At 69.2% G+C, this 22,127-nt stretch carries 19 protein-coding genes; 11 read left to right on the top strand and 8 right to left on the bottom strand.

Annotation, left to right across the window (positions count from 1 at the left end; all coding sequences use genetic code 11):
* The first annotated feature begins 113 nt into the window (after nt 1-113).
* The 8 genes from ACAV_RS13190 (at nt 114) to ACAV_RS13155 (ending at nt 7,439) form a co-directional block, all read left to right on the top strand.
* The gene (locus tag ACAV_RS13190; RefSeq protein ID WP_013595076.1) at nt 114-1,049 is read left to right on the top strand and encodes a LysR family transcriptional regulator; all 936 of its coding nucleotides are present in this window, start codon (nt 114-116) and stop codon (nt 1,047-1,049) included.
* Between the two features lie 200 nt (nt 1,050-1,249).
* Nucleotides 1,250-1,954 (top strand): hypothetical protein, encoded by a 705-nt coding sequence (locus ACAV_RS13185; protein WP_013595075.1) that lies wholly within the window; start codon nt 1,250-1,252, stop codon nt 1,952-1,954.
* A gap of 208 nt (nt 1,955-2,162) precedes the next feature.
* Nucleotides 2,163-2,744: an RBBP9/YdeN family alpha/beta hydrolase gene (locus ACAV_RS13180; protein ID WP_013595074.1), complete on the top strand. Its 582-nt coding sequence runs from the start codon at nt 2,163-2,165 to the stop codon at nt 2,742-2,744.
* A 126-nt stretch (nt 2,745-2,870) separates the two neighbouring features.
* Entirely contained in the window at nt 2,871-3,884 is a 1,014-nt protein-coding gene (locus tag ACAV_RS13175; RefSeq protein ID WP_013595073.1) for a sulfate ABC transporter substrate-binding protein, read from the top strand.
* A 3-nt stretch (nt 3,885-3,887) separates the two neighbouring features.
* The gene (gene cysT / locus ACAV_RS13170) at nt 3,888-4,763 is read left to right on the top strand and encodes a sulfate ABC transporter permease subunit CysT (RefSeq protein ID WP_013595072.1); all 876 of its coding nucleotides are present in this window, start codon (nt 3,888-3,890) and stop codon (nt 4,761-4,763) included.
* The gene (cysW, locus tag ACAV_RS13165; protein WP_013595071.1) at nt 4,760-5,707 is read left to right on the top strand and encodes a sulfate ABC transporter permease subunit CysW; all 948 of its coding nucleotides are present in this window, start codon (nt 4,760-4,762) and stop codon (nt 5,705-5,707) included. Before cysT ends, cysW begins: the two co-directional genes overlap by 4 nt.
* Before the next feature lie 19 nt (nt 5,708-5,726).
* Nucleotides 5,727-6,851: a sulfate/molybdate ABC transporter ATP-binding protein gene (locus ACAV_RS13160; protein WP_013595070.1), complete on the top strand. Its 1,125-nt coding sequence runs from the start codon at nt 5,727-5,729 to the stop codon at nt 6,849-6,851.
* 60 nt (nt 6,852-6,911) lie between these two features.
* Nucleotides 6,912-7,439 carry a disulfide bond formation protein B gene (locus ACAV_RS13155; RefSeq protein WP_013595069.1) on the top strand — a complete coding sequence of 176 codons (528 nt, stop codon included), beginning with the start codon at nt 6,912-6,914 and terminating at the stop codon, nt 7,437-7,439.
* Between the two features lie 78 nt (nt 7,440-7,517).
* On the opposite strand, the gene trhO is transcribed toward ACAV_RS13155, so the two are convergent.
* Both trhO and ACAV_RS13145 read right to left on the bottom strand, forming a co-directional pair.
* On the bottom strand, nt 7,518-9,185 hold the full coding sequence (gene trhO / locus ACAV_RS25235) for an oxygen-dependent tRNA uridine(34) hydroxylase TrhO (RefSeq protein ID WP_013595068.1): 1,668 nt from the start codon (nt 9,183-9,185) through the stop codon (nt 7,518-7,520).
* Nucleotides 9,186-9,208: 23 nt separating this feature from the next.
* Complete coding sequence (locus tag ACAV_RS13145) at nt 9,209-10,114, bottom strand: LysR family transcriptional regulator (RefSeq protein WP_013595067.1); 906 nt, start codon at nt 10,112-10,114, stop codon at nt 9,209-9,211.
* A 114-nt stretch (nt 10,115-10,228) separates the two neighbouring features.
* On the opposite strand from ACAV_RS13145, the gene bla reads away from it, so the two are divergent.
* Nucleotides 10,229-11,149 carry a class A beta-lactamase gene (gene bla, locus ACAV_RS13140; protein WP_041828765.1) on the top strand — a complete coding sequence of 307 codons (921 nt, stop codon included), beginning with the start codon at nt 10,229-10,231 and terminating at the stop codon, nt 11,147-11,149.
* Nucleotides 11,150-11,167: 18 nt separating this feature from the next.
* Here bla and argA read toward each other — a convergent pair whose 3' ends face one another.
* The 3 genes from argA to ACAV_RS13125 form a co-directional block, all read right to left on the bottom strand.
* Nucleotides 11,168-12,514, bottom strand: coding sequence for an amino-acid N-acetyltransferase (gene argA / locus ACAV_RS13135; protein WP_013595065.1), 1,347 nt, complete (start codon nt 12,512-12,514; stop codon nt 11,168-11,170).
* Between the two features lie 91 nt (nt 12,515-12,605).
* A complete protein-coding gene (locus ACAV_RS13130) occupies nt 12,606-13,910 on the bottom strand; it encodes an NAD(P)/FAD-dependent oxidoreductase (RefSeq protein ID WP_013595064.1) in 1,305 nt (434 codons plus the stop codon).
* A 154-nt stretch (nt 13,911-14,064) separates the two neighbouring features.
* Entirely contained in the window at nt 14,065-14,307 is a 243-nt protein-coding gene (locus ACAV_RS13125; RefSeq protein WP_013595063.1) for a hypothetical protein, read from the bottom strand.
* A 381-nt stretch (nt 14,308-14,688) separates the two neighbouring features.
* Here ACAV_RS13125 and hrpA point away from each other — a divergent pair, with 381 nt between their 5' ends.
* Nucleotides 14,689-18,852 carry an ATP-dependent RNA helicase HrpA gene (gene hrpA / locus ACAV_RS13120; RefSeq protein ID WP_041828764.1) on the top strand — a complete coding sequence of 1,388 codons (4,164 nt, stop codon included), beginning with the start codon at nt 14,689-14,691 and terminating at the stop codon, nt 18,850-18,852.
* Nucleotides 18,853-18,894: 42 nt separating this feature from the next.
* Here hrpA and ACAV_RS13115 read toward each other — a convergent pair whose 3' ends face one another.
* Nucleotides 18,895-19,125: a hypothetical protein gene (locus ACAV_RS13115; protein ID WP_013595061.1), complete on the bottom strand. Its 231-nt coding sequence runs from the start codon at nt 19,123-19,125 to the stop codon at nt 18,895-18,897.
* Nucleotides 19,126-19,562: 437 nt separating this feature from the next.
* A complete protein-coding gene (gene lexA, locus ACAV_RS13110) occupies nt 19,563-20,237 on the bottom strand; it encodes a transcriptional repressor LexA (protein WP_011795657.1) in 675 nt (224 codons plus the stop codon).
* A 105-nt stretch (nt 20,238-20,342) separates the two neighbouring features.
* On the opposite strand from lexA, the gene ACAV_RS13105 reads away from it, so the two are divergent.
* The gene (locus tag ACAV_RS13105) at nt 20,343-21,329 is read left to right on the top strand and encodes an asparaginase (protein ID WP_013595060.1); all 987 of its coding nucleotides are present in this window, start codon (nt 20,343-20,345) and stop codon (nt 21,327-21,329) included.
* Between the two features lie 89 nt (nt 21,330-21,418).
* Here ACAV_RS13105 and adk read toward each other — a convergent pair whose 3' ends face one another.
* The gene (gene adk, locus ACAV_RS13100) at nt 21,419-22,075 is read right to left on the bottom strand and encodes an adenylate kinase (protein WP_013595059.1); all 657 of its coding nucleotides are present in this window, start codon (nt 22,073-22,075) and stop codon (nt 21,419-21,421) included.
* Nucleotides 22,076-22,127 lie beyond the last annotated feature (52 nt).

The following is a 22,127-nucleotide window of genomic DNA, read 5'->3' as shown; positions in this document are numbered from 1 at the left end:
GGCCACACCATGTGGCGTTGATTGGATTGTGCGGCGGTGTGGATGCATTGATAAGGCAGAGCATTTACGATAGATCGTTCCATCCATGAGACGATGGACAGGGAGCCATGGCCATGCAAGACCTGAACGACATGCTGTACTTCGCCGAGGTGGTGGAGCGGGGCGGCTTCGCGGCCGCGGGCCGTGCGCTCGGCATCCCGAAATCCCGGCTGTCGCGGCGCGTGTCCGACCTCGAGGCGCAACTGGGCGTGCGCCTGCTGCAGCGCACCACCCGCAAGCTGTCGCTCACGGAGATCGGCGAGTCCTACCTGCGCCACTGCCAAGCGGTGCGGGAGGCAGCGCAGGCCGCCTCCGACGCGGTGGCCGAGGTCCAGACGGAGCCGCGCGGCACGGTGCGCGTGAGCTGCCCGGTCACGCTCGCCCAGACAGTGCTGGGCGAGCTGATGCCGATCTTCCTGGAGCGCCATCCCCAGGTGCGGGTGGAGATGCAGGTCACCAACCGGGCCGTCGATCTGGTGGAAGAGGGCGTGGACGTGGCCCTGCGCGTGCGGCCCAACCTGGACGATAGCGGCAGCATGGTCGTCAAGCGGCTCGACGATGCCCGGCAGGTGCTGGTGGCCAGTCCCGCGCTGCTGGCCCGGCAGGGCACGCCGACGAGCGTGGCCGGGCTGGCGCGGCTGGACAGCATGGCCATGTCCGCCATGGACGGCCGCTCCAGCCTGCGGCTGGTCGGACCGGAAGGCCAGGAAGAGGTGGTGCAGCTCACTCCCCGGTACGTGGCGGACGACCTGCTCACCCTCAAGTTCGCCGCGCTCGCCGGCACCGGCCTGTGCTGGCTGCCCGACTATATGTGCCAGGCCGAACTGGGTGAAGGGCGCCTGGTGCGCATCCTGCCCGGCTGGTCCACCCCGCGCGGGGTGGTGCACGCCGTGTTCCCGTCGCGCCGCGGCCTGGCCCCGGCCGTGCGGCGCTTCCTGGACTTCCTCGGTGAAACCGTTCCCGGGCACAACGAGGTGGTCTGCCGGCGCGGCGACACGCGCACTGCCTGATCCCCTGCGCGCGTTGCATTACACGCGCTTTACACACGTGCCGTACACTGTTTCGTAACTGATCGGTCACTTTGTGGACTCTTCGGTAAATCACGTACGCGCAGCGACATCCCTGGTGATGGGGATGCAAGGGCTGCCGCCCCGCCGCGCGTGTGCACCCCTGCCATGCAGGGCCTTCGTTGCCGTCCCTCCGTCCGTCCATGAACACCGCTGCTTCCGCGTCCCCGGTGACGTTCCACGTTCCTCCGCAATCCGTCCTCTGGCGCCGGCTGTGGCTGGCCTTCATGCTCCTGGGGCTGGCGCTCAGCGGCGCGGTCGCGTCCGTCCTTCCCGTCTCAGCCGGTTGGGAAAACGGCCTGCTGGAAGACTCCCAGGTGGTCCTTCTGCTGGCGGGTGCCTGCATGGCCGTGCTGGTCGCCCGCGGGCGCATGGCGGGCCCGGTGGCCAAAGGGCTCGCGCTGGCCTCGGCGCCGGTCTGGTGCCTGATGGCGGCACGCGAGCTGAGCTGGGGCGCAGCGTTGCTGCCCCCGATAGGCTTCTCTGCAGAGGGGCCTGTCTATTCCTCCTCGGTGCTCTGGTACAAGCCCGCGGTGGCCCCGTTGGCGCTCCTCGTACTCGCGTGGTGTGCCTGGGTGCTCCTGCGTTCGCGGGTCCTGCAGGCCGTGCCGGCCTTGCTACGCTCCCGGCAATTCGCATGGCCGGAACTGGCCGTCCTGTTGCTGGCTGCCGCGCTCAGCACCTATGCCGAAGGGCATCTGGGCATTCCGGTGGCTGGCTTCCTGCAGGGCCGGGCCGTGGTCGTGGAAGAGTGGGCGGAACTATTCGCCTACCTCGCCCTGGTGGCGGCGCAATGGCAGGTTCTCCTGCTGCTGTGGGATGCGGGTGATCGTCGGCAGCCCCTCTGAATAGATGAGATATTCATAAATTCAGAACCAGATATTCGTTTGGGTTTTATAGCTGCCCCACCAGAATCGCTCCAATTCATGCATGCAAAGGAGCGATGCCCATGGCTGCAGCAGTCCCCCACAGCGAACCTCCGTGTCGGCAGTACCCCTGCCGTCCCATGGCGGCGGCGCCGGCCGCCCGGACGTCTCCTCCCGTGCGGAGGCTGCCATGACCGGCACGGACCGCTCCATCATCGTGGTGCCGGGTTGGCGCGACTCCGGTCCCGGCCATTGGCAGACCCTCTGGGCCGATCGCCTGCCTGGAGCGCGCAGGGTCGTGCAGGACGACTGGATCACCCCGACGCGCGAGGCCTGGGTGCGGACGCTGGAGCGCACCGTGCTGGAGGCGCCCCACCCGGTGGTCATCGTCGCACACAGCCTGGGCTGCATCGCATCGGCACACATGGGCCCGCAGGCACGCTCCCGCGTGACGGGTGCCCTGCTGGTGGCGCCCGCCGACCCGGAGCGCCGGGCCGTGCTCAGCGATTTCGCACCCGTGCCCTATGCGCCCTTGCCCTATCGCAGCATCCTGGTGGCCAGCAGCAACGACCCGTATTGCCCCATCCGCCTGGCCGGCGCCTACGCCCGGGCCTGGGGCAGCGAATTCGTCCGGCTGCAGCAGGCCGGGCACATCAACGTGGATTCGGGCCACGGAGAGTGGCCGCTCGGCTGGGCCCTGCTGCACTCCCTGACGGAAGACGTGGCCTGGGGAGCGGGCGGCGGCGTGGAGCCGGTGCGCTCGGCGGCATGAGGGCAGGGCTCGTTTCGCGATGCCTTATGCGCCACGCTGATTAATTAACAAGAATCTATTCTTTTGAGTTGGAAGCAGGGGCGTTCACAATGGGTTGCATTCACAGACAACCTGGGCGACGCACACATGAATTCCCGGACGAGACTCAAGACCCTGCTGGCCGCACTGGCCCTTGCCGCCACGGCCGGCGTGGCGTCCGCGCAGACGGCCACGCTGCTCAATGTTTCCTATGACGTCGCCCGCGAGTTCTACAAGGACTACAACCAGGCCTTCGTCACCCATTACAAGAAGACCACCGGCAAGGACGTGCGCATCGACCAGGCCCATGGCGGCTCCAGTGCGCAGGCCCGTGCGGTGAACGATGGCCTCGCCGCCGACGTGGTCACGTTCAACACCACCACCGACATCGACTTCCTCGCGGCCAACGGCGTGGTGGCGAAGGACTGGGCGAAGAAATTCCCCAACGACGCATCGCCCACCACCTCCACCATGCTGTTCCTGGTGCGCAAGGGCAACCCGAAGAACATCAAGGACTGGGACGACCTGGTCAAGCCGGGCGTACAGGTGGTCGTGGTGAACCCCAAGACGGGCGGCAACGGCCGCTATGCCTACCTGGCCGCCTGGGGCGCCGTGCGCGAGAATGGCGGCACCGATGCGCAGGCAGCGGAGTTCGTGGGCAAGCTCTACAAGAACGTGCCGGTGCTGGGCAAGGGCGGGCGCGATGCGACCAGCATCTTCCTGCAGCGCAACACGGGCGACGTGCTCATCACGTTCGAATCCGAGGTGCTGTCCATCGAGCGCGAATTCGGCAAGGGCAAGGTCGATGCCGTCTATCCCTCGGTGAGCGTGGTGGCCGAGAACCCCGTCGCCGTGGTGGAGCGTACCGTGGCCAGGAAGGGCACGGGCGACCTCGCCAAGGCCTACCTGGACTACCTGTATTCCGACGAGGGCCAGGAAATTGCCGCCCAGCATGCCCTGCGTCCCCGCTCGGAAGCCGTGCTCAAGAAGCACGCCGATGTCTTCAAGCCGGTCAGGCAGTTCACCGTCGCCAAGTACTTCGGCTCGCTGGGTGAAGCGCAGAAGGTGCACTTCAACGACGGCGGCCAGTTCGACAAGCTCTACACCCCCGGCGGCCGCTGATCCATGGGCGCGGCCATTCCTTCCCCGGGCGCCCGGGCGCCTGCGTCCGGCCGTGCCCGGAGTGGCGGTGCCCGCCGCGTGCTGCCCGGCTTCGGACTCACGCTGGGCTACACGCTCTTCTACCTGAGCATCATCGTGCTCATCCCGCTGTCGGCGCTGGTCTTCAAGACCTTCACGCTGACCTGGGAGCAGTTCTGGACGGCGATCAGCGCGCCGCGGGTGCTGGCGTCGTACCGGCTCACGTTCGGCGCGTCCTTCCTGGCGGCGCTGGTGAATCTCGTGTTCGGCCTGCTGATCGCCTGGGTGCTGGTGCGCTACCGCTTTCCCGGCAAGAAGATCGTCGATGCGCTGGTCGATCTGCCATTCGCGTTGCCGACGGCCGTGGCGGGCATCTCGCTCACTGCGCTGTTGGCCGGCAACGGCTGGGTGGGGCAGTACCTGGAGCCCCTGGGCATCCAGCTCGCGTTCAAGCCCGCGGGCGTGGTCATCGCCCTGATCTTCATCGGCCTGCCTTTCGTGGTCCGCACCGTGCAGCCCGTGCTGGAGGACGCCGAGAAGGAACTCGAGGAAGCCGCCACCAGCCTGGGCGCGACCCGGTGGCAGATCTTCACCAAGGTCATCCTGCCTTCCATCACGCCCGCGCTGCTGACCGGCTTTGCCATGGCCTTCGCGCGTGCGGTGGGGGAATACGGCTCGGTGATCTTCATCGCCGGCAACATGCCCATGGTGTCCGAAATCACGCCCCTCATCATCATCGGCAAGCTGGAGCAGTACGACTACGCAGGCGCCACGGCCGTGGCCGTGGTGATGCTGGTCATTTCCTTCGCGCTGCTTTTCATCATCAACGCGCTGCAGGCCTGGCAGCGCAAGAGCACATGAATTCGACACGCATCGTCCGCCGAGCCCAGGCCGGCACCACCGAAGCCCCCTGGGTCCGCTGGACACTGATCGGTATCGCGCTGGCCTTCCTGCTGCTGTTCCTCGTGCTGCCGCTCGCGGCCGTGTTCACCGAGGCGTTGCGCAAGGGTGTCGGCGCCTACCTGGATGCGCTGCGCGAGCCCGATGCCTGGTCCGCCATCCGCCTGACGCTCATCACGGCCGCCATCGCGGTGCCGCTCAACCTCGTCTTCGGCGTGGCGGCTGCCTGGGCCATCGCCAAGTACGAGTTCCGTGGCAAGGCCTTCCTCACCACGCTGGTGGACCTGCCGTTCTCCGTCTCGCCGGTGGTCGCCGGCCTGGTCTATGTGCTCATGTTCGGCGCCAACGGCTGGCTGGGCCCGTGGCTCGCCGCTCACGACATCAAGATCATCTTCGCCGTGCCGGGCATCGTGCTGGCGACCGTGTTCGTCACGTTCCCCTTCATCGCGCGTGAACTCATTCCCCTGATGCAGGCGCAGGGCAGCGACGAGGAGCAGGCCGCGATCGTGCTGGGCGCGAGCGGCTGGCAGACCTTCTGGCACGTGACGCTGCCCAACATCAAGTGGGGGCTGTTGTACGGCGTGATCCTGTGCAATGCGCGCGCCATGGGCGAATTCGGCGCCGTGTCGGTGGTCTCGGGGCATATCCGCGGGCAGACCAACACCATCCCGCTGCACGTCGAGATCCTCTACAACGAGTACCAGTCCGTCGCGGCGTTCGCTGCGGCCTCGCTGCTGGCGCTGCTCGCCCTGGTCACCCTGGTGATCAAGACCTTCGCCGAGTGGCGCAGCGAGCAGGAGCGCAAGGCCGCCGCGCAGCTTCCGCCCGAGCGGCCCACCCCCACCCCTGCCGCCGCGTCCATGGCGCGGGGCGCACCTGCCGCTTCCGCCACGACGACCCGCTGATCCAGGACCGGAGACACACATGAGCATCGAAATCCGCAACATCAGCAAGCAGTTCGGCGACTTCCAGGCCCTGCGGGACGTGAGCCTGGACATCCAGTCCGGCGAACTCATCGCGCTGCTCGGGCCGTCCGGCTGCGGCAAGACCACGCTGCTGCGCATCATCGCGGGGCTGGAGACGCCCGACACGGGCAGCATCCACTTCTCGGGGGAAGACACCACCGACGTGCACGTGCGCGACCGGGGCGTGGGCTTCGTGTTCCAGCACTATGCGCTGTTCCGGCACATGACGGTGTTCGAGAACGTGGCGTTCGGCCTGCGCGTGAAGCCGCGCTCCGAGCGTCCGTCCGAGGCGCAGATCCGCCAGAAGGTGATGGACCTGCTCAAGCTCGTGCAGCTCGACTGGCTGGCCGACCGCCATCCCTCGCAGCTGTCCGGCGGGCAGCGCCAGCGCATCGCCCTGGCGCGCGCGCTCGCCGTGGAGCCCAAGGTGCTGCTGCTGGACGAACCCTTCGGCGCGCTGGATGCCAAGGTGCGCAAGGAACTGCGCCGCTGGCTGCGCCGGCTGCATGACGAACTGCATGTGACCTCGATCTTCGTCACCCACGACCAGGAAGAAGCGCTGGAAGTGGCCGACCGCGTGGTGGTCATCAACCAGGGGCGTATCGAGCAGAGCGGCTCTCCCCAGGAAGTCTGGGACCAGCCGGCGAGCCCCTTCGTCTACGGCTTCCTGGGCGACGTGAACCTGTTCCACGGCCGCGCGCACGAGGGCCTGGTGCATGTGGAGGGCATGGCCATCGATTCGCCCGAGCACGCCTCCGCCCAGAATGCCGCCGCCTTCGCTTACGTGCGCCCCCATGACCTGGACGTGGAGCGCTATTCGCCAGGGCAGGGCGTGGGCGCTGACGGCCGCCCCCGCGGCATCGTGGCGCAGCTGTCCCGTGCCATCGTGGTCGGCCCGATCGCGCGCCTGGAACTTATCCCGGATACCGATCACAAATCAGCGGACAATGCGGAGCCCGACGCCCTGATCGAAGCGCAGATACCGGCGCAGCAGTTCCGGGAGGCGGGCTTCAGGGAGGGTGAAACGCTGGTGGTGACGCCGCGCCGCGCCCGCGTTTTTCTGGACCACGCCGCGGGCATCTGACACGCTGCATCCTTGCCGGATGCCGCCTGCGACGCCCGGGTTTTCAAGGACAAGGATTCCATGGTTTCGAACTGGTTGGATGCCGCACCGCGCCGCGTGCTGGCCCTCATCTCCGCGGCCTGCATCGCGATGCTCGCCTTCGGCATGTACCTGCAGCACGTGGTCGGCCTCGAGCCGTGCCCCATGTGCATCGTGCAGCGCTACGCGCTCATCGGCGTGGCGGTGTTCACGGGCCTGGGCAGCCTGCGCGGCGGCCGTGGCTGGTGGATGACCTGGGGTGTGCTGGCGCTGCTGATGTCCGGATTCGGCGCCTTCGTGGCGGCGCGCCAGAGCTGGCTGCAGTGGTATCCGCCCGAGATCGCCACCTGCGGCCGCGACTTCTACGGAATGATCGAGAACTTTCCGATCAGCCGCGCCATTCCGATGATCTTCCGCGGCTCCGGTGATTGCGCCGCCATCGACTGGACCTTCCTGGGAGGCAGCATCGCCAACTGGTCCTTCGTGTGCTTCGTCCTGATGGCCCTGGTGCTTCTGGTAATGCTGGTCCGCGCCCCGCGTCGCAGCCGCGGCGGTTTTTCCGCAGCCTGAGCCTCTCCGGGCTCTCCGGGCTGCCGGATCCCGCGGCCCGAGCACTGGCAGCGTCCTGCCGGGCGCGGTCGGCAGCCTTCAAGCGGCGCTGTCGCGGGCCTGTCCGGGTGGAAAGTACTGCACATCCTGCCCTTCGCGCCATGCCGGGGCCTTGTGCATCACCTCTTCGAAGAGCACTCCGCTTTCCCACGCCGCCAGCCACGCCTGCAGGCGGGGCCAGGGCAGGGATTGCCAGGCCGTGCGGTCGATGGCCGCGTACTGGCGCACGAAGGGCATGAGCGCGACATCAGCCAGCGCAGCGCGGCTTCCGCACAGGAATGCACTGCGCCCCAGCCTGTCCTCCAGGCCTTCGAGCCATGCCCGGGCCTGCGACTGCGCCGCTTCGGGCGGCACCTCCGGATGGCGTTCCGGATACTTGCACCGGTCCAGCGCCTGCTTGAACGCGCCGTCGCAGGCGGCGATCAGTGCTTCCACGTCGTCCGGCTCGCCCGCCTGCAGCCAGCCCGCAGGATCATGGTGCGCCAGGGCCCACCGCATGATGTCCAGGCTCTGCTCCAGTACCCGGCCGCCGGGCAGCACCAGGACGGGCACCGTGCCTTTGGGCGAAGCGGCCAGCATCGCGGCCGGTTTGTCGCGCAGCACCACTTCCCGCCATTCGCAGCGCTGCCCGCTGGCGGCAATCGCCATGCGCGCCCGGATGGCGTATGGGCACCGGCGGAAGCTGTAGAGCACCGGCAGGGATGCGTCGGCTTGCGCGGGCCCCGGACCATGGTCTTGCGCAGCGGAGCCTGCGACCGGGCCGGCACGGGACGGCGTGGGCAGGCGGGCGCCCAGGTGCTCCGTACCACGCTGCCGCGCCAGGGCCATCTGCCGCTCCCGCTCGGCCAGCGCACGTTCTTCCCCGGCGGCCCGCGTGCCGCGGCAGTGCGGGCACCGCACGCCCGGCAGGTAGTCGGGCGAGGCCAGGTCCTGCGGGCCGAGCGGCATGCGGCAGGACCGGCACAGGTGCCGGTGCGTTCCGGGCACGAGGCCATGGGACACGGAGACCCGCTCATCGAACACGAAGCAGTCGCCTTCCCAGCGGCTGCCTTCGGCGGGCATGTCTTCCAGGTACTGCAGGATGCCGCCTTCGAGGTGATAGACCTCGCCGAAACCCTGCATGCGCAGCAGCGCCGTGGATTTCTCGCAGCGGATGCCGCCGGTGCAGAACATCGCCACGCGCGGCTTGCCTGCCAGCAGGCCGCCGGGCGCGGTCTGCGCCTCGACCCAGGCGGGAAATTCGGTAAAGCTCCGGGTGTCGGGCCGCACCGCACGCGCGAAGCTGCCGATGGCGCTCTCGTAGCCGTTGCGCACGTCGATCACCACCACCTCGGGGTCATCGATGAGCGCGTTCCAGTCCCCGGGCTTCACGTAGGTGCCGGCATCGCGGGCCGCATCCACGCCGGGAACGCCCAGGGTGACGATCTCGCGCTTGACGCGCACGCGCATGCGGTAGAAAGGCATGCGGTCGCCCCAGGCTTCCTTGTGCCGCAGGGCGGCCAGCGGCGGCTGGGCGCGGAGCATGGCCAGCACCGCCTGCACTCCCTCCGCGGTACCGGCAATGGTGCCGTTCACCCCCTCCGGGGCCAGCAGCAGCAGGCCGCGCACGCCATGGCGCTCGCATTCGGCCTGCAGGGGCCCGCGCAGCGCCTCGCAGTCGGGAAGCGTCGCGAAGTGGTAGAGGGCGGCGGTCAGGATCTGGGGCATGGGGCGGGGATGATAAGCCGGGGCTACGGCACCATGGCTGGAGACGCCGACGGCTCCACGGGTGCTCCGCCCACGGCGCAGGCCTGCAGCAGCCATTCCCGGAAAGCCGTGAGCGCGGGCGACGCGGCGCGCGACCGCAGGCGCGTGAGCCAGTAGGCCCCGAGCGCGATCTCGTGGTGGAACGGCCGCACCAGCCGGCCCTGGCGCAACTCGCGCTCGAACAGGCGCGCGGGCAGCAGGGCCGCGCCCGCGCCCTGGGCCGCCGCTTCGGCCAGGGCCAGGGACGAGTCGAATACCGTACCCCGTACCACCGGGCATGCCACGCCCGCTGCACCGAACCAGGCGGCCCATTCATCGGCGCGGTACGAGCGCAGCAGCGGCTCCCGCGCGAGGTCGGCCGGCGCGCGCAGCCGAGCGGCGAGCGCGGGCGAGCACATGGGCGAGAGGGGCGCTTCCAGCAGGCGGTCCGACTCCGTGCCGTGCCAGGCGCCGTCGCCGAAGCGGATCGCGCAGTCCAGCCCTTCGCCCGCAAGGTCCACCCGGTTGTTGTTGGTCAGCAGGCGCAGGTCCACGAACGGACACTGCTGCTGGAACGCCTGCAGCCGCGGCAGCAGCCATCCCACGGCGAAGGTGCCCACGGCGCCCACGGTGAGCACCTCGCGCGGGCGCGTGTCGCTGCACTGCGCCAGTGCGCGCTCGATGCGACCGAACGCGTCCGCCAGCGCCGGCAACAGCGCCAGCCCTTCATCGGTGAGTGCCAGCCCGCGGGGCAATCTGCGGAACAGCGGCTTGCCCAGGCGCTCTTCGAGATTGCGGATGTGCTGGCTGACCGCGGTCTGCGTCACGTGCAGCTCTTCCGCCGCGCGGGTGAGATTCAGGTGCCGCGCCGAGACTTCGAAAGCCCGCAGGGCATTGAGCGGCAGATGCATGGGCGCGAGGGTGAAGTTTTTCTGGGGGAAGACGCCAATTATTGTCGATGGTCACCGGCCGTGCAGGCCGATATCGTTGCGGCCATTGTTCAATGACGGAGTGATGAAATGGCAATGCTGAGAAGGACGTGGATGGTGGCGGCGGTGTGTGGGGCGGCTGCGCCGTGGGTGCCGGATGCATGGGCCGGGGGCAAGAAATCCATGGGTTCCGGGTCGGATGCGCTCGCCCGCGCGGTGCAGGAGATCGAGGCGTCGGTCGGGGGCCGCCTGGGCGTGGCGCTGCTCGACATGGCCACCGGGCGCCAGCGCGCACACAGGGGCGATGAGCGGTTTCCCCTGTGCAGCACCTTCAAGCTGGTGCTGGCGGCCCATGTGCTGCGGCGCGTGGACCAGGGGCAGGAACGGCTGGACCGCCGCATCACCTACGGTAAATCCGACCTGATGGAGTATTCGCCCGCTACGGAGCGCCACGTGGGCGGCGATGGCATGACCGTGGAGCAACTGTGCGAGGCAGCCGTCACGCTCAGCGACAATACGGCCGCCAACCTGCTGCTGGGCACGCAGGGCGGGCCGCTCGGGCTCACGGCCTGGCTGCGCTCGCTGGGCGACTCCCAGACCCGGCTGGACCGCATGGAGCCCGCGCTCAACGATGTGCCGCCCGGGGAGGTGCGCGACACCACGACGCCCCGTGCCATGGCCCGCACCGTGTGGGCCGTCACCCAGGGGGAGGCGCTGTCCTCCGCGGCGAGAGCGCAGATGCTCGCCTGGCTCGTGGGCAACCGCACCGGCGACCGTCGGCTGCGGGCCGGCATGCCGGAGGGCTGGCGCATCGGCGAAAAAACCGGCACCGGCCCGCGCGGCACCAGCAACGACATCGGCCTGTTCTGGCCGCCGGACCGCGGTGCGGTGATGGTGAGTTGCTACCTGACGGGCAGCCCGGCGCCTGCGGAGCAGCGCGATGCTGCGCTCGCCCGGGTCGGCGCGCTGGCCGCACGCTGGGCCCTGGAGGGCACAGCCCCTGCAGCCAAGGGCTGACCGTCCCCCAGGAAGACTTCAGAGCGTTTTCACCAGCACCTGGCTGCGACGGTCCCAGTTGTATTTCTTCTTGCGGGCCTCAGGCAGCCACTCCGGGTCCACCGGCTGGAAGCCACGCTTGATGAACCAGTGCATCGTGCGGGTGGTGAGCACGAACAGGCTTTTCAGGCCCATGGCACGGGCGCGCTGTTCGATGCGCTTGAGCAGCTTTTCCCCGTCGCCCGTGCCCTGGCTCTGCGGCGACACCGTGACGGCGGCCATCTCGGCCGTGCCGGCTTCCGGGTACGGGTAGAGCGCGGCACAGCCGAAGATCACGCCGTCGTGCTCGATGATGGTGTAGTTGGCGACATCGCGTTCTATCTCGGTACGGTCGCGCTTGACCAGCGTGCCGTCCTTCTCGAACGGCTCGATGAGCTGCAGGATGCCGCCCACGTCGTCCGGAGTGGCCTCGCGCAGTTCCTCGAGCTTTTCGTCCACCACCATGGTGCCGATGCCGTCGTGCACGTAGATTTCCAGCAGCAGCGCGCCGTCTACCGCGAACGGGATGATGTGGCTGCGCTCCACGCCGTTCTGGCAGGCCTTCACGCAGTGCTGCAGGTAGAACGCCGTGTCCGTCGGCTTCTGGCCCGGGGGGACGCGGGCCAGCATCTGCCGTGCCTGGGCCAGCGGCAGTTCGGTGTCGATCGGGTTGTCCTCGCTTTCGGGCTGCTCGGGGTCGGTGCGGATGCCCGGCACCTCGCAGACGAACACGAGCTTGTCCGCCTTGAGCGCGATGGAGACGGACGTCGCCACTTCCTCCATCGTGAGGTTGAAGGCCTCGCCGGTGGGCGAAAAGCCGAACGGCGAGATCAGCACCAGCGCATCCATCTCCAGCGACCGGCGGATGCCCGCCACGTCCACCTTGCGCACCAGCCCCGAATGCTTGAAGTCCACGCCGTCCACGATGCCCACGGGGCGTGCGGTGATGAAGTTGCCCGATATCACGCGCACCGTGGAGCCCGCCATGGGGGTGTTGGGCAGCCCCTGGCTGAATGCGGCTTCGATCTCGTAGCGCAGTTGCCCGGCCGCTTCCTGCGCGCAGTCCAGCGCCACCGAATCCGTGATGCGGATGCCGTGCGAATACCGCGCCGCATGCCCCTTGGCCGCGAGCTGCTCGTTCACCTGCGGGCGGAAGCCGTGCACCAGCACGATCTTCACCCCCATGGCCTGGATCATCGCCAGGTCCTGCGCGATCGCCTGCAGCTTGCCGGCCGCGATTGCTTCGCCCGTGAGCGCGATCACGAAGGTCTGGTGGCGGAACTTGTGGATGTAGGGCGCCACCGACCGGAACCAGGGCACGAAGGTGAAATTGAAGACAGCGGACATGGCGGGAAGATGAAGAGGCGGGGCCGGAAGCCTGCGTGGTCGGGCAGGCGGTGGTTGTCGGGGAGGCGGGCGCCGTGCGGTGCGCGCCGGATTATCGTCGCCAGCGCCCCGGGCTGAAAGGCACGATGTCGATCTCTGGCGGGCAGCCGTCCAGCAGCTGCGCCACCACGCGGCCCGTGCGTGCCGAAGAACCCAGCCCGACATGGCCGTGCCCGTAGGCGTGGATTACGTCCGCGCAACCCGTCGCGGGGCCGATGCAGGGCAGGCCGTCGCTGGTGCTCGGGCGCCGGCCCAGCCAGAACCGGGCACTGCTTTCCAGCGCAGGGCGCGGCAGGGCGGGGTAGAGCGTGAACAGGTGCTCCAGCAGGATGTGCGCGCGGCGCCAGTCCGGCGCTGCCTGCAGGCCGGCGATCTCCACCTGGCCCGCCACGCGCAGGCCGTGCTCCATCTGGTGGACGATGAGCTTGCGGTCCATCACCATCGTGGAGGTGCGCGGTCCGGGAGGCGGCGCTTCGCCCGGCCGGGCGCGCAGGTCCAGCATCGCGTGGTATCCGCGTTCGGTGTCGAGCCACACCCGGTCACCCGCGTCGCGGGCCAGGGGGCGGGAGTAGGCGCCGGCGGCGATCACCGCAGCATCGCACGGTATGTCGCCCGCGTCGGTCCGGACGGCGGCCAGGCGGCCCGACACGATGCGCAGGCCGATGGCGCGTGCGGCGACGCGGCGCGCACCCAGGGACTGGGCATGCGCGGCCAGTGCCCCCAGATAGGCGCCCGGGTTCGCGCAATGGCCCGCCTCATCGACGCGCACGCCGAAGCCGTAGCCCGGCATCAGCTCGGGCTCCTGCGAGCGCAATTCGCCGGCTTCCAGCGTCCTGAAGGCGATGCCTTCCTCGCCGCGCAGGCGCCATCCGAGCGCGTCGGCCTCGAAGTCCGCGCGCGAGCGATAGACATGCAGCAGGCCCCGCTGCGCGACCAGGTGCGGCACGCCGGCTTCGCCCGCCAGCCGCGCGTGCAGCGCTGGCGCGTCCCGCAGCAGCTGGCGCAGCGCATGCGCGGTGCGGGCCACCCGGGCCGGCGTGCGACCGGAACGCAGGAAGCGCCAGAGCCAGGGCAGGGCGCGGGGCAGGTAGCCCCAGCGCACGGTGAGCGGACCCTGCGGATCCAGCAGATAGCCCGGCAACTGCTTCCACATGCCCGGGCCGGACGGTGGGAGGATGGAATGGGACGACAGCCAGCCGGCGTTGCCGTAGCTCGTCGCTTCCGGCCCGCCGGGCGCATGGGGATCGAGCAGCGTCACGGAGCGGCCGGTGCGCAGGATCTCGATCGCGCATGCCGTGCCCACGATGCCTGCGCCGATCACGGCGACATGGCGCCGCCGGTCGGCCTGGGCCGGCATCGGGAATGCGGATGAAGACGTGGAGAGATCGGGGGAGAGGGGGACGGGCATCGCGGCGCGGCATGGGACCGGTGGGCGTCCCGGTGCTGCCATTGTCCACGGAATCGGTGTGGCGCCGCCGCCCGGCAAAGGCCTGGCGGCGGCGCGCGGGGCCTCAGCTGTCCCAGCCGCTGCGCAGCGCGTGCTGCAGTGCCATGCGGTCGGCGCGGCGCTGTGCGCCCTGGCTGCGGATGTGGCGTCCTCCGCCGCCGCCCAGGCTGCGTGCCGCCAGGGCGCGCGCTACGGGGTTGCGGGGCGGCGCGCTGGCCTCGACATGCAGCGCGATCGGCTGCTTCATGCGGCGCAATGCCTTCACCCGGCCCGCCTCGTAGGCGCGGGAGCGTTTCTGTGCACTCATGCGTGCGGTTCCTCACAACGAAAAAGCCCCGGCTGGACGGCCGGGGCTTCGCGTGCCTGCCACTCCATGGGAGGGCAGCGCGGCCTCGTGCCGGACGGTGTGTGAAACGGAACACACGGTCCAGCCGGGGCGTGGGGAACCGTGGTCAGTCGATGCGGTGGAACGAAAGGGTCATGGGGGAAAGCTCCTGTCCTGTGGGGTGCCGCGGCAAGGTTGCTCGTTGCCGCGGCGAAATGGGGCGGATGCAGGTCGAAGGCGGGCCAGGGCAGGCCGGCGCAGGCGACGCGGCGGATTTTCCCCGGTACCGCCGCGTGCGCGCAAGGCTGCGGGATGGCCTGCGTTGCACCACGCCAACGGATCGTTCGGATAATGCGGGTCTCTATGACAGGTTCCGCGCCCCCGAAATCCCCCACCCCCCAGCCCGCCCCGTCCGCACCGCCACGCCGTGAGGCCCAGGCAGCACCGCTGCGCATCGACTTCCCGCCCGGCCTGCCGGTATCGGGCAAGCGCGAAGAGATCATGGCCGCCATGCAGGCGCACCAGGTCATCATCGTCTGCGGCGAGACCGGCTCGGGCAAGACCACGCAGCTGCCCAAGATCGCGCTGGCGCTCGGCCGCGGCAAATGCAATGCCAAACCGGGTGAGAAGGGCCGCCTGATCGGCCACACGCAGCCGCGGCGGATCGCGGCGAGCAGCGTCGCCAAGCGCATCGCCGAAGAGCTGCAGACGCCGCTGGGCGACGTCGTGGGCTACAAGGTGCGCTTCCAGGACCGCCTGTCGCGCGATGCCTCCGTCAAACTGATGACGGACGGCATCCTGCTGGCGGAAACGCAGACCGACCCGCTGCTGACCGCCTACGACACCATCATCATCGACGAGGCGCACGAACGCAGCCTGAACATCGACTTCCTGCTCGGCTACCTGCGCCAGATCCTGCCGCGCCGGCCCGACCTGAAGATCGTGGTCACCTCGGCCACCATCGATGCAGAGCGGTTCGCGAAGCATTTCGAGTCGGCCAAGGGGCCCGCACCCGTCATCTACGTGTCCGGCCGCACGTTCCCTGTGGAGCAGCGGTACCGGCCCTTCGAGGACAGCCGCGACTATGGCCTGAACGAAGCCATCGCCGATGGCGTGGACGAACTCTGGGCCGGCAACGCGGCGGGCGACATCCTTGTCTTCCTGCCCGGCGAGCGCGAGATCCGCGAAGCTGCCGACCACCTGCGCAAGCACCTGGCCCACCAGCCGGTTATGCGCGGCGCCGAGGTGCTGCCGCTGTTCGCGCGCCTCTCGCAGGCCGAGCAGGATCGGATCTTCGAAGGCCACACCGGCCGCCGCATCGTGCTGGCCACCAACGTGGCCGAAACCTCGCTCACGGTGCCGGGCATCCGCTACGTGATCGACGCCGGCACCGCGCGCGTGAAGCGCTACAGCTTCCGCAGCAAGGTCGAGCAGTTGCTGATCGAGCCCGTGAGCCAGGCGGCGGCCAACCAGCGGGCGGGCCGTTGCGGCCGGATCGCCAACGGCATCTGCATCCGGCTCTACGACGAACCCGACTTCAACGGCCGGCCGCGCTTCACCGACCCGGAAATCTTGCGCTCCTCGCTGGCGGGCGTGATCCTGCGCATGAAGTCGCTGCACCTGGGGGATGTGGCGCAGTTCCCGTTCATCGAGGCCCCCTCGGGCCGGGCCATCGCAGACGGCTACCAGCTGCTGGCCGAACTGGGCGCGGTGGACGATGCCAACGAACTCACACCCATGGGCGTGGAGCTCTCGCGCCTGCCGCTCGATCCGCGCGTCGGCCGCATGATCCTGGAGGCGCGCGACCGCCAGGCGCTGGATGAGGTGCTGGTGATCGCCTCGGCCCTGTCGGTGCAGGACGTGCGCGACCGGCCGCTCGAGGCCCAGCAGCAGGCCGACCAGGCGCACGCCAAATTCGACGACGAGAAGAGCGAATTCAGCGGCTACCTCAAGCTCTGGAAGTGGATCAACGAAGCCCGTGGCGGCGCGCCGAGCCTGCCGTCCGCTCGGGCGCAGCGCGATGCCGCGCGCAAGGGCGCGCCCTCGCAGGCCGTGCTGCCGGTGGCGCAGCGCCAGGCGCGCGGCAGTGCCGACGCGGCCGCACCCGCAACGGCCGCTGCGGCGTCCGTGCCGGTCCCCACGCCTACCCACAAACTCAGCAACCGGCAATACGAATCGCTGCTGCGCCAGAACTTCATCAGCGTGCGGCGGCTGCGCGAGTGGCGCGACATCCACACGCAATTGCTCACGGTGGTCACCGAGCACCGCTGGCGCCTGAACATCCAGCCGGCCAGCTACGAACAGATCCACCGGTCCATGCTCGCCGGACTGCTCGGCAACATCGGCGTGAAGAGCGAGGAAGAGGACTGGTACCTTGGCGCGCGCGGCATCAAGTTCTACAAGCATCCCGGGGCGCACCTGTCGAAGAAGCCCGGGCGCTGGATCGTGGCGGCGGAACTGGTCGAGACCACGCGCCTGTTCGGGCGCGGCATCGCGGCCATCGAGCCGCAGTGGATCGAGGAAATGGGCGGCCACCTGCTCAAGAAGCAGATGCTGGACCCGCACTGGGAACGCAAGTCAGCGCAGGTGACGGCGCTGGAGCGCGCCACCCTCTATGGCATCGTCATCTACAACAACCGGCGCGTGAACTTCGGCAAGGTGGACCCGCGCACTGCGCGCGAAATCTTCCTGCGCGAAGCGCTGGTCGGCGACCAGTGGCCCCAGGACTGGGAGCGGCGCCTGCCGTTCCTGCCGGCCAACCGCAAGCTGATCGCCAAGGTGGAGGAACTGGAGCACAAGTCGCGCCGGCAGGACGTGCTGGTGGACGAGGAGCTCATCTACGCCTTCTACGACCAGCAGGTGCCTGCCGACATCTGCACTGGCGCCGATTTCGAATCCTGGTACCGCGAGGCCAGCCGCGCGAAACCGGACCTGCTCAAGCTCACGCGCGACGAACTGATGCGCCACGAGGCTGCCGGCATCACCACCAGCGCCTTCCCGCGCATGGTCCGGCTGGGCGGGGTGGATTGCGCGGCCACCTACCTGCACGAGCCCGGCGACCCGCGTGACGGCGTCACCGTCACGGTGCCGCTCTTCGTGCTCAACCAGGTCAGCGAAGAGCGCTGCGAATGGCTGGTGCCGGGTATGCTCAAGGACAAGATCCAGGCGCTGCTCAAGAGCCTGCCGCAGCGCCCGCGCAGCCGTTTCGTGCCCCTGCCGGACAATGCCGCGCGCCTGGCCGAACTGCTCGGCACGCCCGAGCGCTTCGGGCAGGGCAGCCTGGTGGACGTGCTGCTCAAGCAGGTGCGTGACGAGACCTCGCTGGACGTGAAGCGGGCCGACTTCAAGCTCGACATGCTCAGTCCGCACCTGTTCATGAACTTTCGCGTGGTCCACGAAGACGGCCGGCAGCTCGGCCAGGGGCGCAACCTGGGTGCGCTCAAGGCCGAATGGGGGGCCAAGGCCCGGGGCGCGTTCCAGGCTTTGGCGGGGCTCAAGCTCGCAGGTTCCGCGCCGGAGACCGGGGGCGACGCGTCGCCTGCGGAAACGGCCCCGGCTGCGCGACCCGGCAAGGGTGGCGCGCAGGGCAGGCCTGCGGACAGCCGTGCGGCTTCCGCCGCCGGCAAACCGCCCAGCGGCGGTCCGGCGGCCGCTCCCGCCCCGGCAGCCGTGCCGGCGGGCCAGCGCTACACGGCCTGGACCTTCGGCGAGCTGCCCGAACTCATGGAGATCCGCAAGGGCGGACAGACGCTGATCGGCTTCCCGGCACTCATCGATGGCGGCGATGCCGTGACCATCGAAGTGTTCGACGAACCCGGCGTGGCCGCGGCGCGCCACCGCGCGGGCCTGCGCCGCCTGTTCGCGCTGCAGATCAAGGACGCGCTCAAGTACCTGGAAAAGAACATTCCGGACCTGCAAAAGATGGCGGTCGCCTACATGCCGCTGGGTACGCAGGAAGAGCTGCGCGCACAGGTCATCGATGTGGCGCTGGACCGCGCCTTCCTGGTCGATCCCCTGCCCACGACCGAGGCCGACTTCCAGCGCCGCGTGCAGGAGGGCCGCGGCCGGCTCACGCTGATTGCCAATGAAGTCGCGCGCCTGGCCGGTGCGATCCTGCTCGAATACGCTGCGGCGGCACGCAAGATCAAGGACACGAAAGGCGCGCCCGAGGCCACGCAGGATGCGCAGCAGCAACTGCAACGGCTCATGCCGAAGAACTTCCTGGCGGTGGCGCCCTGGTCGCAGCTCGCGCACTTCCCGCGCTATCTGAAGGCCATCACCCTGCGCCTGGACAAGGTGCGAGCCGATGCTGCACGCGACGCCACGCGGCTCGCGGAACTGCGCCCCCAGGAGCAGCGCTACTGGCGGCTCGTGGCCGAGCGCAAGGGGCAGGTGGATGCGCGCATGCAGGAATTCCGCTGGTTGCTGGAGGAACTGCGGGTGAGCTTCTTCGCACAGGAGCTTCGCACGCCGCAGCCCGTGAGCGTGAAGCGCCTGGACAAACTCTGGGCGCAGATCAACAGCTGAGGCCGCAGGCGGCGGACCACGGCCGGGGGCAGCCGTTGCAGGTCATTGCAGCACGGCTTCTGCAGCGGCCCAGCGCTCCAGTTCTGCCCGCACATCGGCCATCCGGCCGGAGATCACGAATCGCTCCGGCGTACCTGCCTGCCGGCGCTGCACCACGCGCACGGCGCCTGGCGCCCGCGCCGCGCAGGTGCGCTGGCTGCCGGCCGGGGAGCGCGCGGGGCGCTCCATGGTGGCCGCCAGCACCGCGGTCGAGGAATCCGCGGGCAGTGCCATGGATGTTGCAGTGCTGGCCTCTGCTCTGCCATGGGCCGTGGCGACAGGCGGGCCGTCGGATGGGCGGTGGCTGGCGGTGGACGTGTCGGACGCCCCGCGACTGTGCGCCGGGCAGTCCGGCCATCGCGACCATGCGGCGGATCGGCCAGATAAATTCCCCGAGGAGGTACCCCGCAGCCAGCGGACGAGGCCGTGCAGCGGCTGCAGGCAGGACGAGAGGGTGGTGAGATCGAGCAAAGCCTTTGCCATGGAAAAACTCCAGCGGTCAGAATGGGTTGAACACTGGCAGGATTGGCTTTAGACAGGCAGGGCGATGCCGCAGGGTTGACCATCCACGCGAAGCGGAAAGCCAGACGCCCGCCACCTGGGCAACGCCAAACGGGGAACCAGGGCGCGAACCATGCTCCGGCGCCATGCGCCGGGCGGCCCGCAGCCGGCTACATCAGCATGGTGTTGCGGATGAGGCCCACGGCCAGCCCTTCGATCTCGAACGATTCGCCGGGCTGCACGGTGATGATGGGATAGTCGGGGTTCTCGGGCAGCAGCTCGATGGCACCCGCGGTGCGCCGCAGCCGCTTGACGGTGACTTCGTCACCCAGGCGGGCGACGATGATCTGGCCATTGCGCGCCTCGCGCGTGGACTGCACGGCGAGCAGGTCGCCATCCATGATGCCGGCATCGCGCATGGACATGCCCCGGACCTTGAGCAGGTAGTCGGGCTTGTGCTGGAAGAGGCTGCCTTCCACGCTGTAGGTCTGGTCCACGTGTTCCTCGGCGAGAATCGGTGAGCCTGCAGCGACGCGGCCGATGAGCGGCAGCATGAGCTGCGAGATGCCGGGAATGGGCAGGTGGAACTGGGTGCCGCGGGCCGCATTGATGGACCGCACGGCCTCGCCGCGCAGCCGGATGCCGCGCGACGTGCCGCTCACCAGCTCGATGACGCCCTTGCGTGCCAGTGCCTGCAGGTGTTCTTCGGCCGCGTTGGCGGACTTGAAGCCGAACTCCGCGGCGATTTCCGCCCGGGTGGGGGGCGCGCCGGTGCGTGCAATGGCGGTCTGGATGAGATCCAGGATCTGCTGCTGGCGGGCGGTGAGCTTGGGGCTGTCGAGCATGCGGGGCACTCCAGTGAAGGAAGATCGCGCCGGACGGGCGCTGGGTGGATCGAATCACCTGTGGATCGATCCAGTCACTGTATTTTTAAACAGTTTTCAAAGGCAATGCAAGTGTTTGCAGGAAAAATCCTGGTGCTGGGCACCGGTGGAACCATCGCCGGCACGGCGGGGAGCGCGGAAGACAACATCGGCTACACCGCCGCGCAGGTCGGCATCGACCAGTTGCTGGCAGCGGTGCCCGGCCTGGCGCGCGCTGCCGGCGGCGCGCGGCTGGAAGCGGAGCAGGTCGCGCAGATCGACAGCAAGGACATGGACGGCGCCGTATGGCGAGCCCTGGCCCTGCGCTGCGAGGCCGCATTGGCGGATCCCGGCGTGCGCGCCGTGGTGGTCACGCACGGCACCGATACCCTCGAAGAAACCGCATGGTTTCTCCACCGCATGCTCGCGGGCGCGCGGGACAAGCCCGTGGTGCTTGTCTCGGCGATGCGCCCTGCCACCGCACTGGCGCCCGATGGCCCGCAGAACCTGCTCGACGCCGTCGCCGTGGCCGCCACGCCGGGTGTGCGCGGGGTGGTGGCCGTGGCCGCCGGTGAATTGCACGGGGCGCAGCGGGTGCAGAAGGTACATCCTTACCGGCTGAACGCCTTCGCGTCCGGCGAAGCGGGGCCCCTGGGCTGGGTGGAAGAGGGCCGCGTGCGGCTCGCCGCCGGCTGGCCCACGGCGGAATCATCGGAATCATCGGCCGAGGCTCGCGCCGCGCTGGAGGCGCTGCGCAACGGAGCGGAGTGGCCGCGCGTCGAGGTCGTGGTGTCGCATGCGGGCGCGAGCGGACGCATGGTGGATCTGCTGGTGGCCGACGGAGTGCACGGCCTGGCCGTGGCCGCTACCGGCAACGGCACGCTGCACCACCAGCTGCAGGCAGCCCTGGAGCGGGCGCAGGCCGCCGGCGTGGCCGTCAGGGTGGCCACGCGGTGCCCCCTGGGCCAGTTGCTGCCCCGTCCGGGCGACACACTGCCTGCCACGCAGGGGCTGAGCGTGGTGAAGGCGCGGGTGGAGTTGCTGCTGGAGCGGCTGGCGAAGCTCCAGGCATAAGACGCCAGCGATTCGATCCGGAAACGAAAACGCCGCCCGGGGGCGGCGTCGGTCACGGGCCGGCCGGGTGCCGGCCCTGCGCCAGGAACTCAGTCCGCCAGGGCGGCCAGCGCGCGCTGGGTGATTTCCTCCACCGTGCCGGTGCCGCTGATGGCGCGGTACTTGGGCGCATTGGCCGGGTCGTTCTTCGCCCAGGTGGAGTAGTACTCCACAAGCGGGCGCGTCTGCGCGCTGTACACCTCCAGGCGCTTCTTCACCGTGTCTTCCTTGTCGTCCTCGCGCTGGATCAGGTCCTCGCCGGTGACGTCGTCCTTGCCTTCCACCTTGGGCGGATTGAACTTCACGTGGTAGGTGCGGCCGCTGGCCGGGTGCGAGCGGCGGCCGCTCATGCGCTCGATGATGGCATCGAACGGCACGTCGATCTCCAGCACGTAGTCGAGCTTGACGCCTGCGGCCTTCATGGCATCGGCCTGCGGAATGGTGCGCGGAAAGCCGTCGAACAGGAAGCCCTTGGCACAGTCCGGCTGGGCGATGCGGTCCTTCACGAGATTGATGATGAGGTCGTCGCTCACCAGCTTGCCGGCATCCATGACGGCCTTGGCCTGCTGTCCCAGCGGCGTGCCGGCCTTCACGGCAGCGCGCAGCATGTCGCCGGTGGAGATCTGCGGAATGCCGTATTTCTGGCAGATGAACGCGGCTTGCGTGCCCTTCCCGGCGCCGGGCGCGCCCAAAAGAATCAGTCTCATGGAGGTCCTCTAAGTGTTGAAATCAGCCAGCGCCGGAAGCCCGGGCTTGCCG

Source organism: Paracidovorax avenae ATCC 19860 (assembly GCF_000176855.2).
Taxonomy (GTDB): Bacteria; Pseudomonadota; Gammaproteobacteria; order Burkholderiales; family Burkholderiaceae_C; genus Paracidovorax; species Paracidovorax avenae.
This window is presented reverse-complemented; position numbering and strand designations above follow the sequence as displayed.

Coding starts and splice junctions, on each gene's coding strand:
- cysT (WP_013595072.1), top strand. CDS start 3,888: ATGGGCGCGGCCATTCCTTCCCCGGGCGCCCGGGCGCCTGCGTCCGGC.
- ACAV_RS13115 (WP_013595061.1), bottom strand. CDS start 19,125: ATGGCACTGCCCGCGGATTCCTCGACCGCGGTGCTGGCGGCCACCATG.
- cysW (WP_013595071.1), top strand. CDS start 4,760: ATGAATTCGACACGCATCGTCCGCCGAGCCCAGGCCGGCACCACCGAA.
- ACAV_RS13105 (WP_013595060.1), top strand. CDS start 20,343: ATGCAAGTGTTTGCAGGAAAAATCCTGGTGCTGGGCACCGGTGGAACC.
- hrpA (WP_041828764.1), top strand. CDS start 14,689: ATGACAGGTTCCGCGCCCCCGAAATCCCCCACCCCCCAGCCCGCCCCG.
- lexA (WP_011795657.1), bottom strand. CDS start 20,237: ATGCTCGACAGCCCCAAGCTCACCGCCCGCCAGCAGCAGATCCTGGAT.
- ACAV_RS13125 (WP_013595063.1), bottom strand. CDS start 14,307: ATGAGTGCACAGAAACGCTCCCGCGCCTACGAGGCGGGCCGGGTGAAG.
- trhO (WP_013595068.1), bottom strand. CDS start 9,185: ATGCCCCAGATCCTGACCGCCGCCCTCTACCACTTCGCGACGCTTCCC.
- ACAV_RS13155 (WP_013595069.1), top strand. CDS start 6,912: ATGGTTTCGAACTGGTTGGATGCCGCACCGCGCCGCGTGCTGGCCCTC.
- ACAV_RS13145 (WP_013595067.1), bottom strand. CDS start 10,114: ATGCATCTGCCGCTCAATGCCCTGCGGGCTTTCGAAGTCTCGGCGCGG.
- adk (WP_013595059.1), bottom strand. CDS start 22,075: ATGAGACTGATTCTTTTGGGCGCGCCCGGCGCCGGGAAGGGCACGCAA.
- bla (WP_041828765.1), top strand. CDS start 10,229: ATGCTGAGAAGGACGTGGATGGTGGCGGCGGTGTGTGGGGCGGCTGCG.
- ACAV_RS13190 (WP_013595076.1), top strand. CDS start 114: ATGCAAGACCTGAACGACATGCTGTACTTCGCCGAGGTGGTGGAGCGG.
- ACAV_RS13180 (WP_013595074.1), top strand. CDS start 2,163: ATGACCGGCACGGACCGCTCCATCATCGTGGTGCCGGGTTGGCGCGAC.
- ACAV_RS13185 (WP_013595075.1), top strand. CDS start 1,250: ATGAACACCGCTGCTTCCGCGTCCCCGGTGACGTTCCACGTTCCTCCG.
- ACAV_RS13160 (WP_013595070.1), top strand. CDS start 5,727: ATGAGCATCGAAATCCGCAACATCAGCAAGCAGTTCGGCGACTTCCAG.
- ACAV_RS13130 (WP_013595064.1), bottom strand. CDS start 13,910: ATGCCGGCCCAGGCCGACCGGCGGCGCCATGTCGCCGTGATCGGCGCA.
- argA (WP_013595065.1), bottom strand. CDS start 12,514: ATGTCCGCTGTCTTCAATTTCACCTTCGTGCCCTGGTTCCGGTCGGTG.
- ACAV_RS13175 (WP_013595073.1), top strand. CDS start 2,871: ATGAATTCCCGGACGAGACTCAAGACCCTGCTGGCCGCACTGGCCCTT.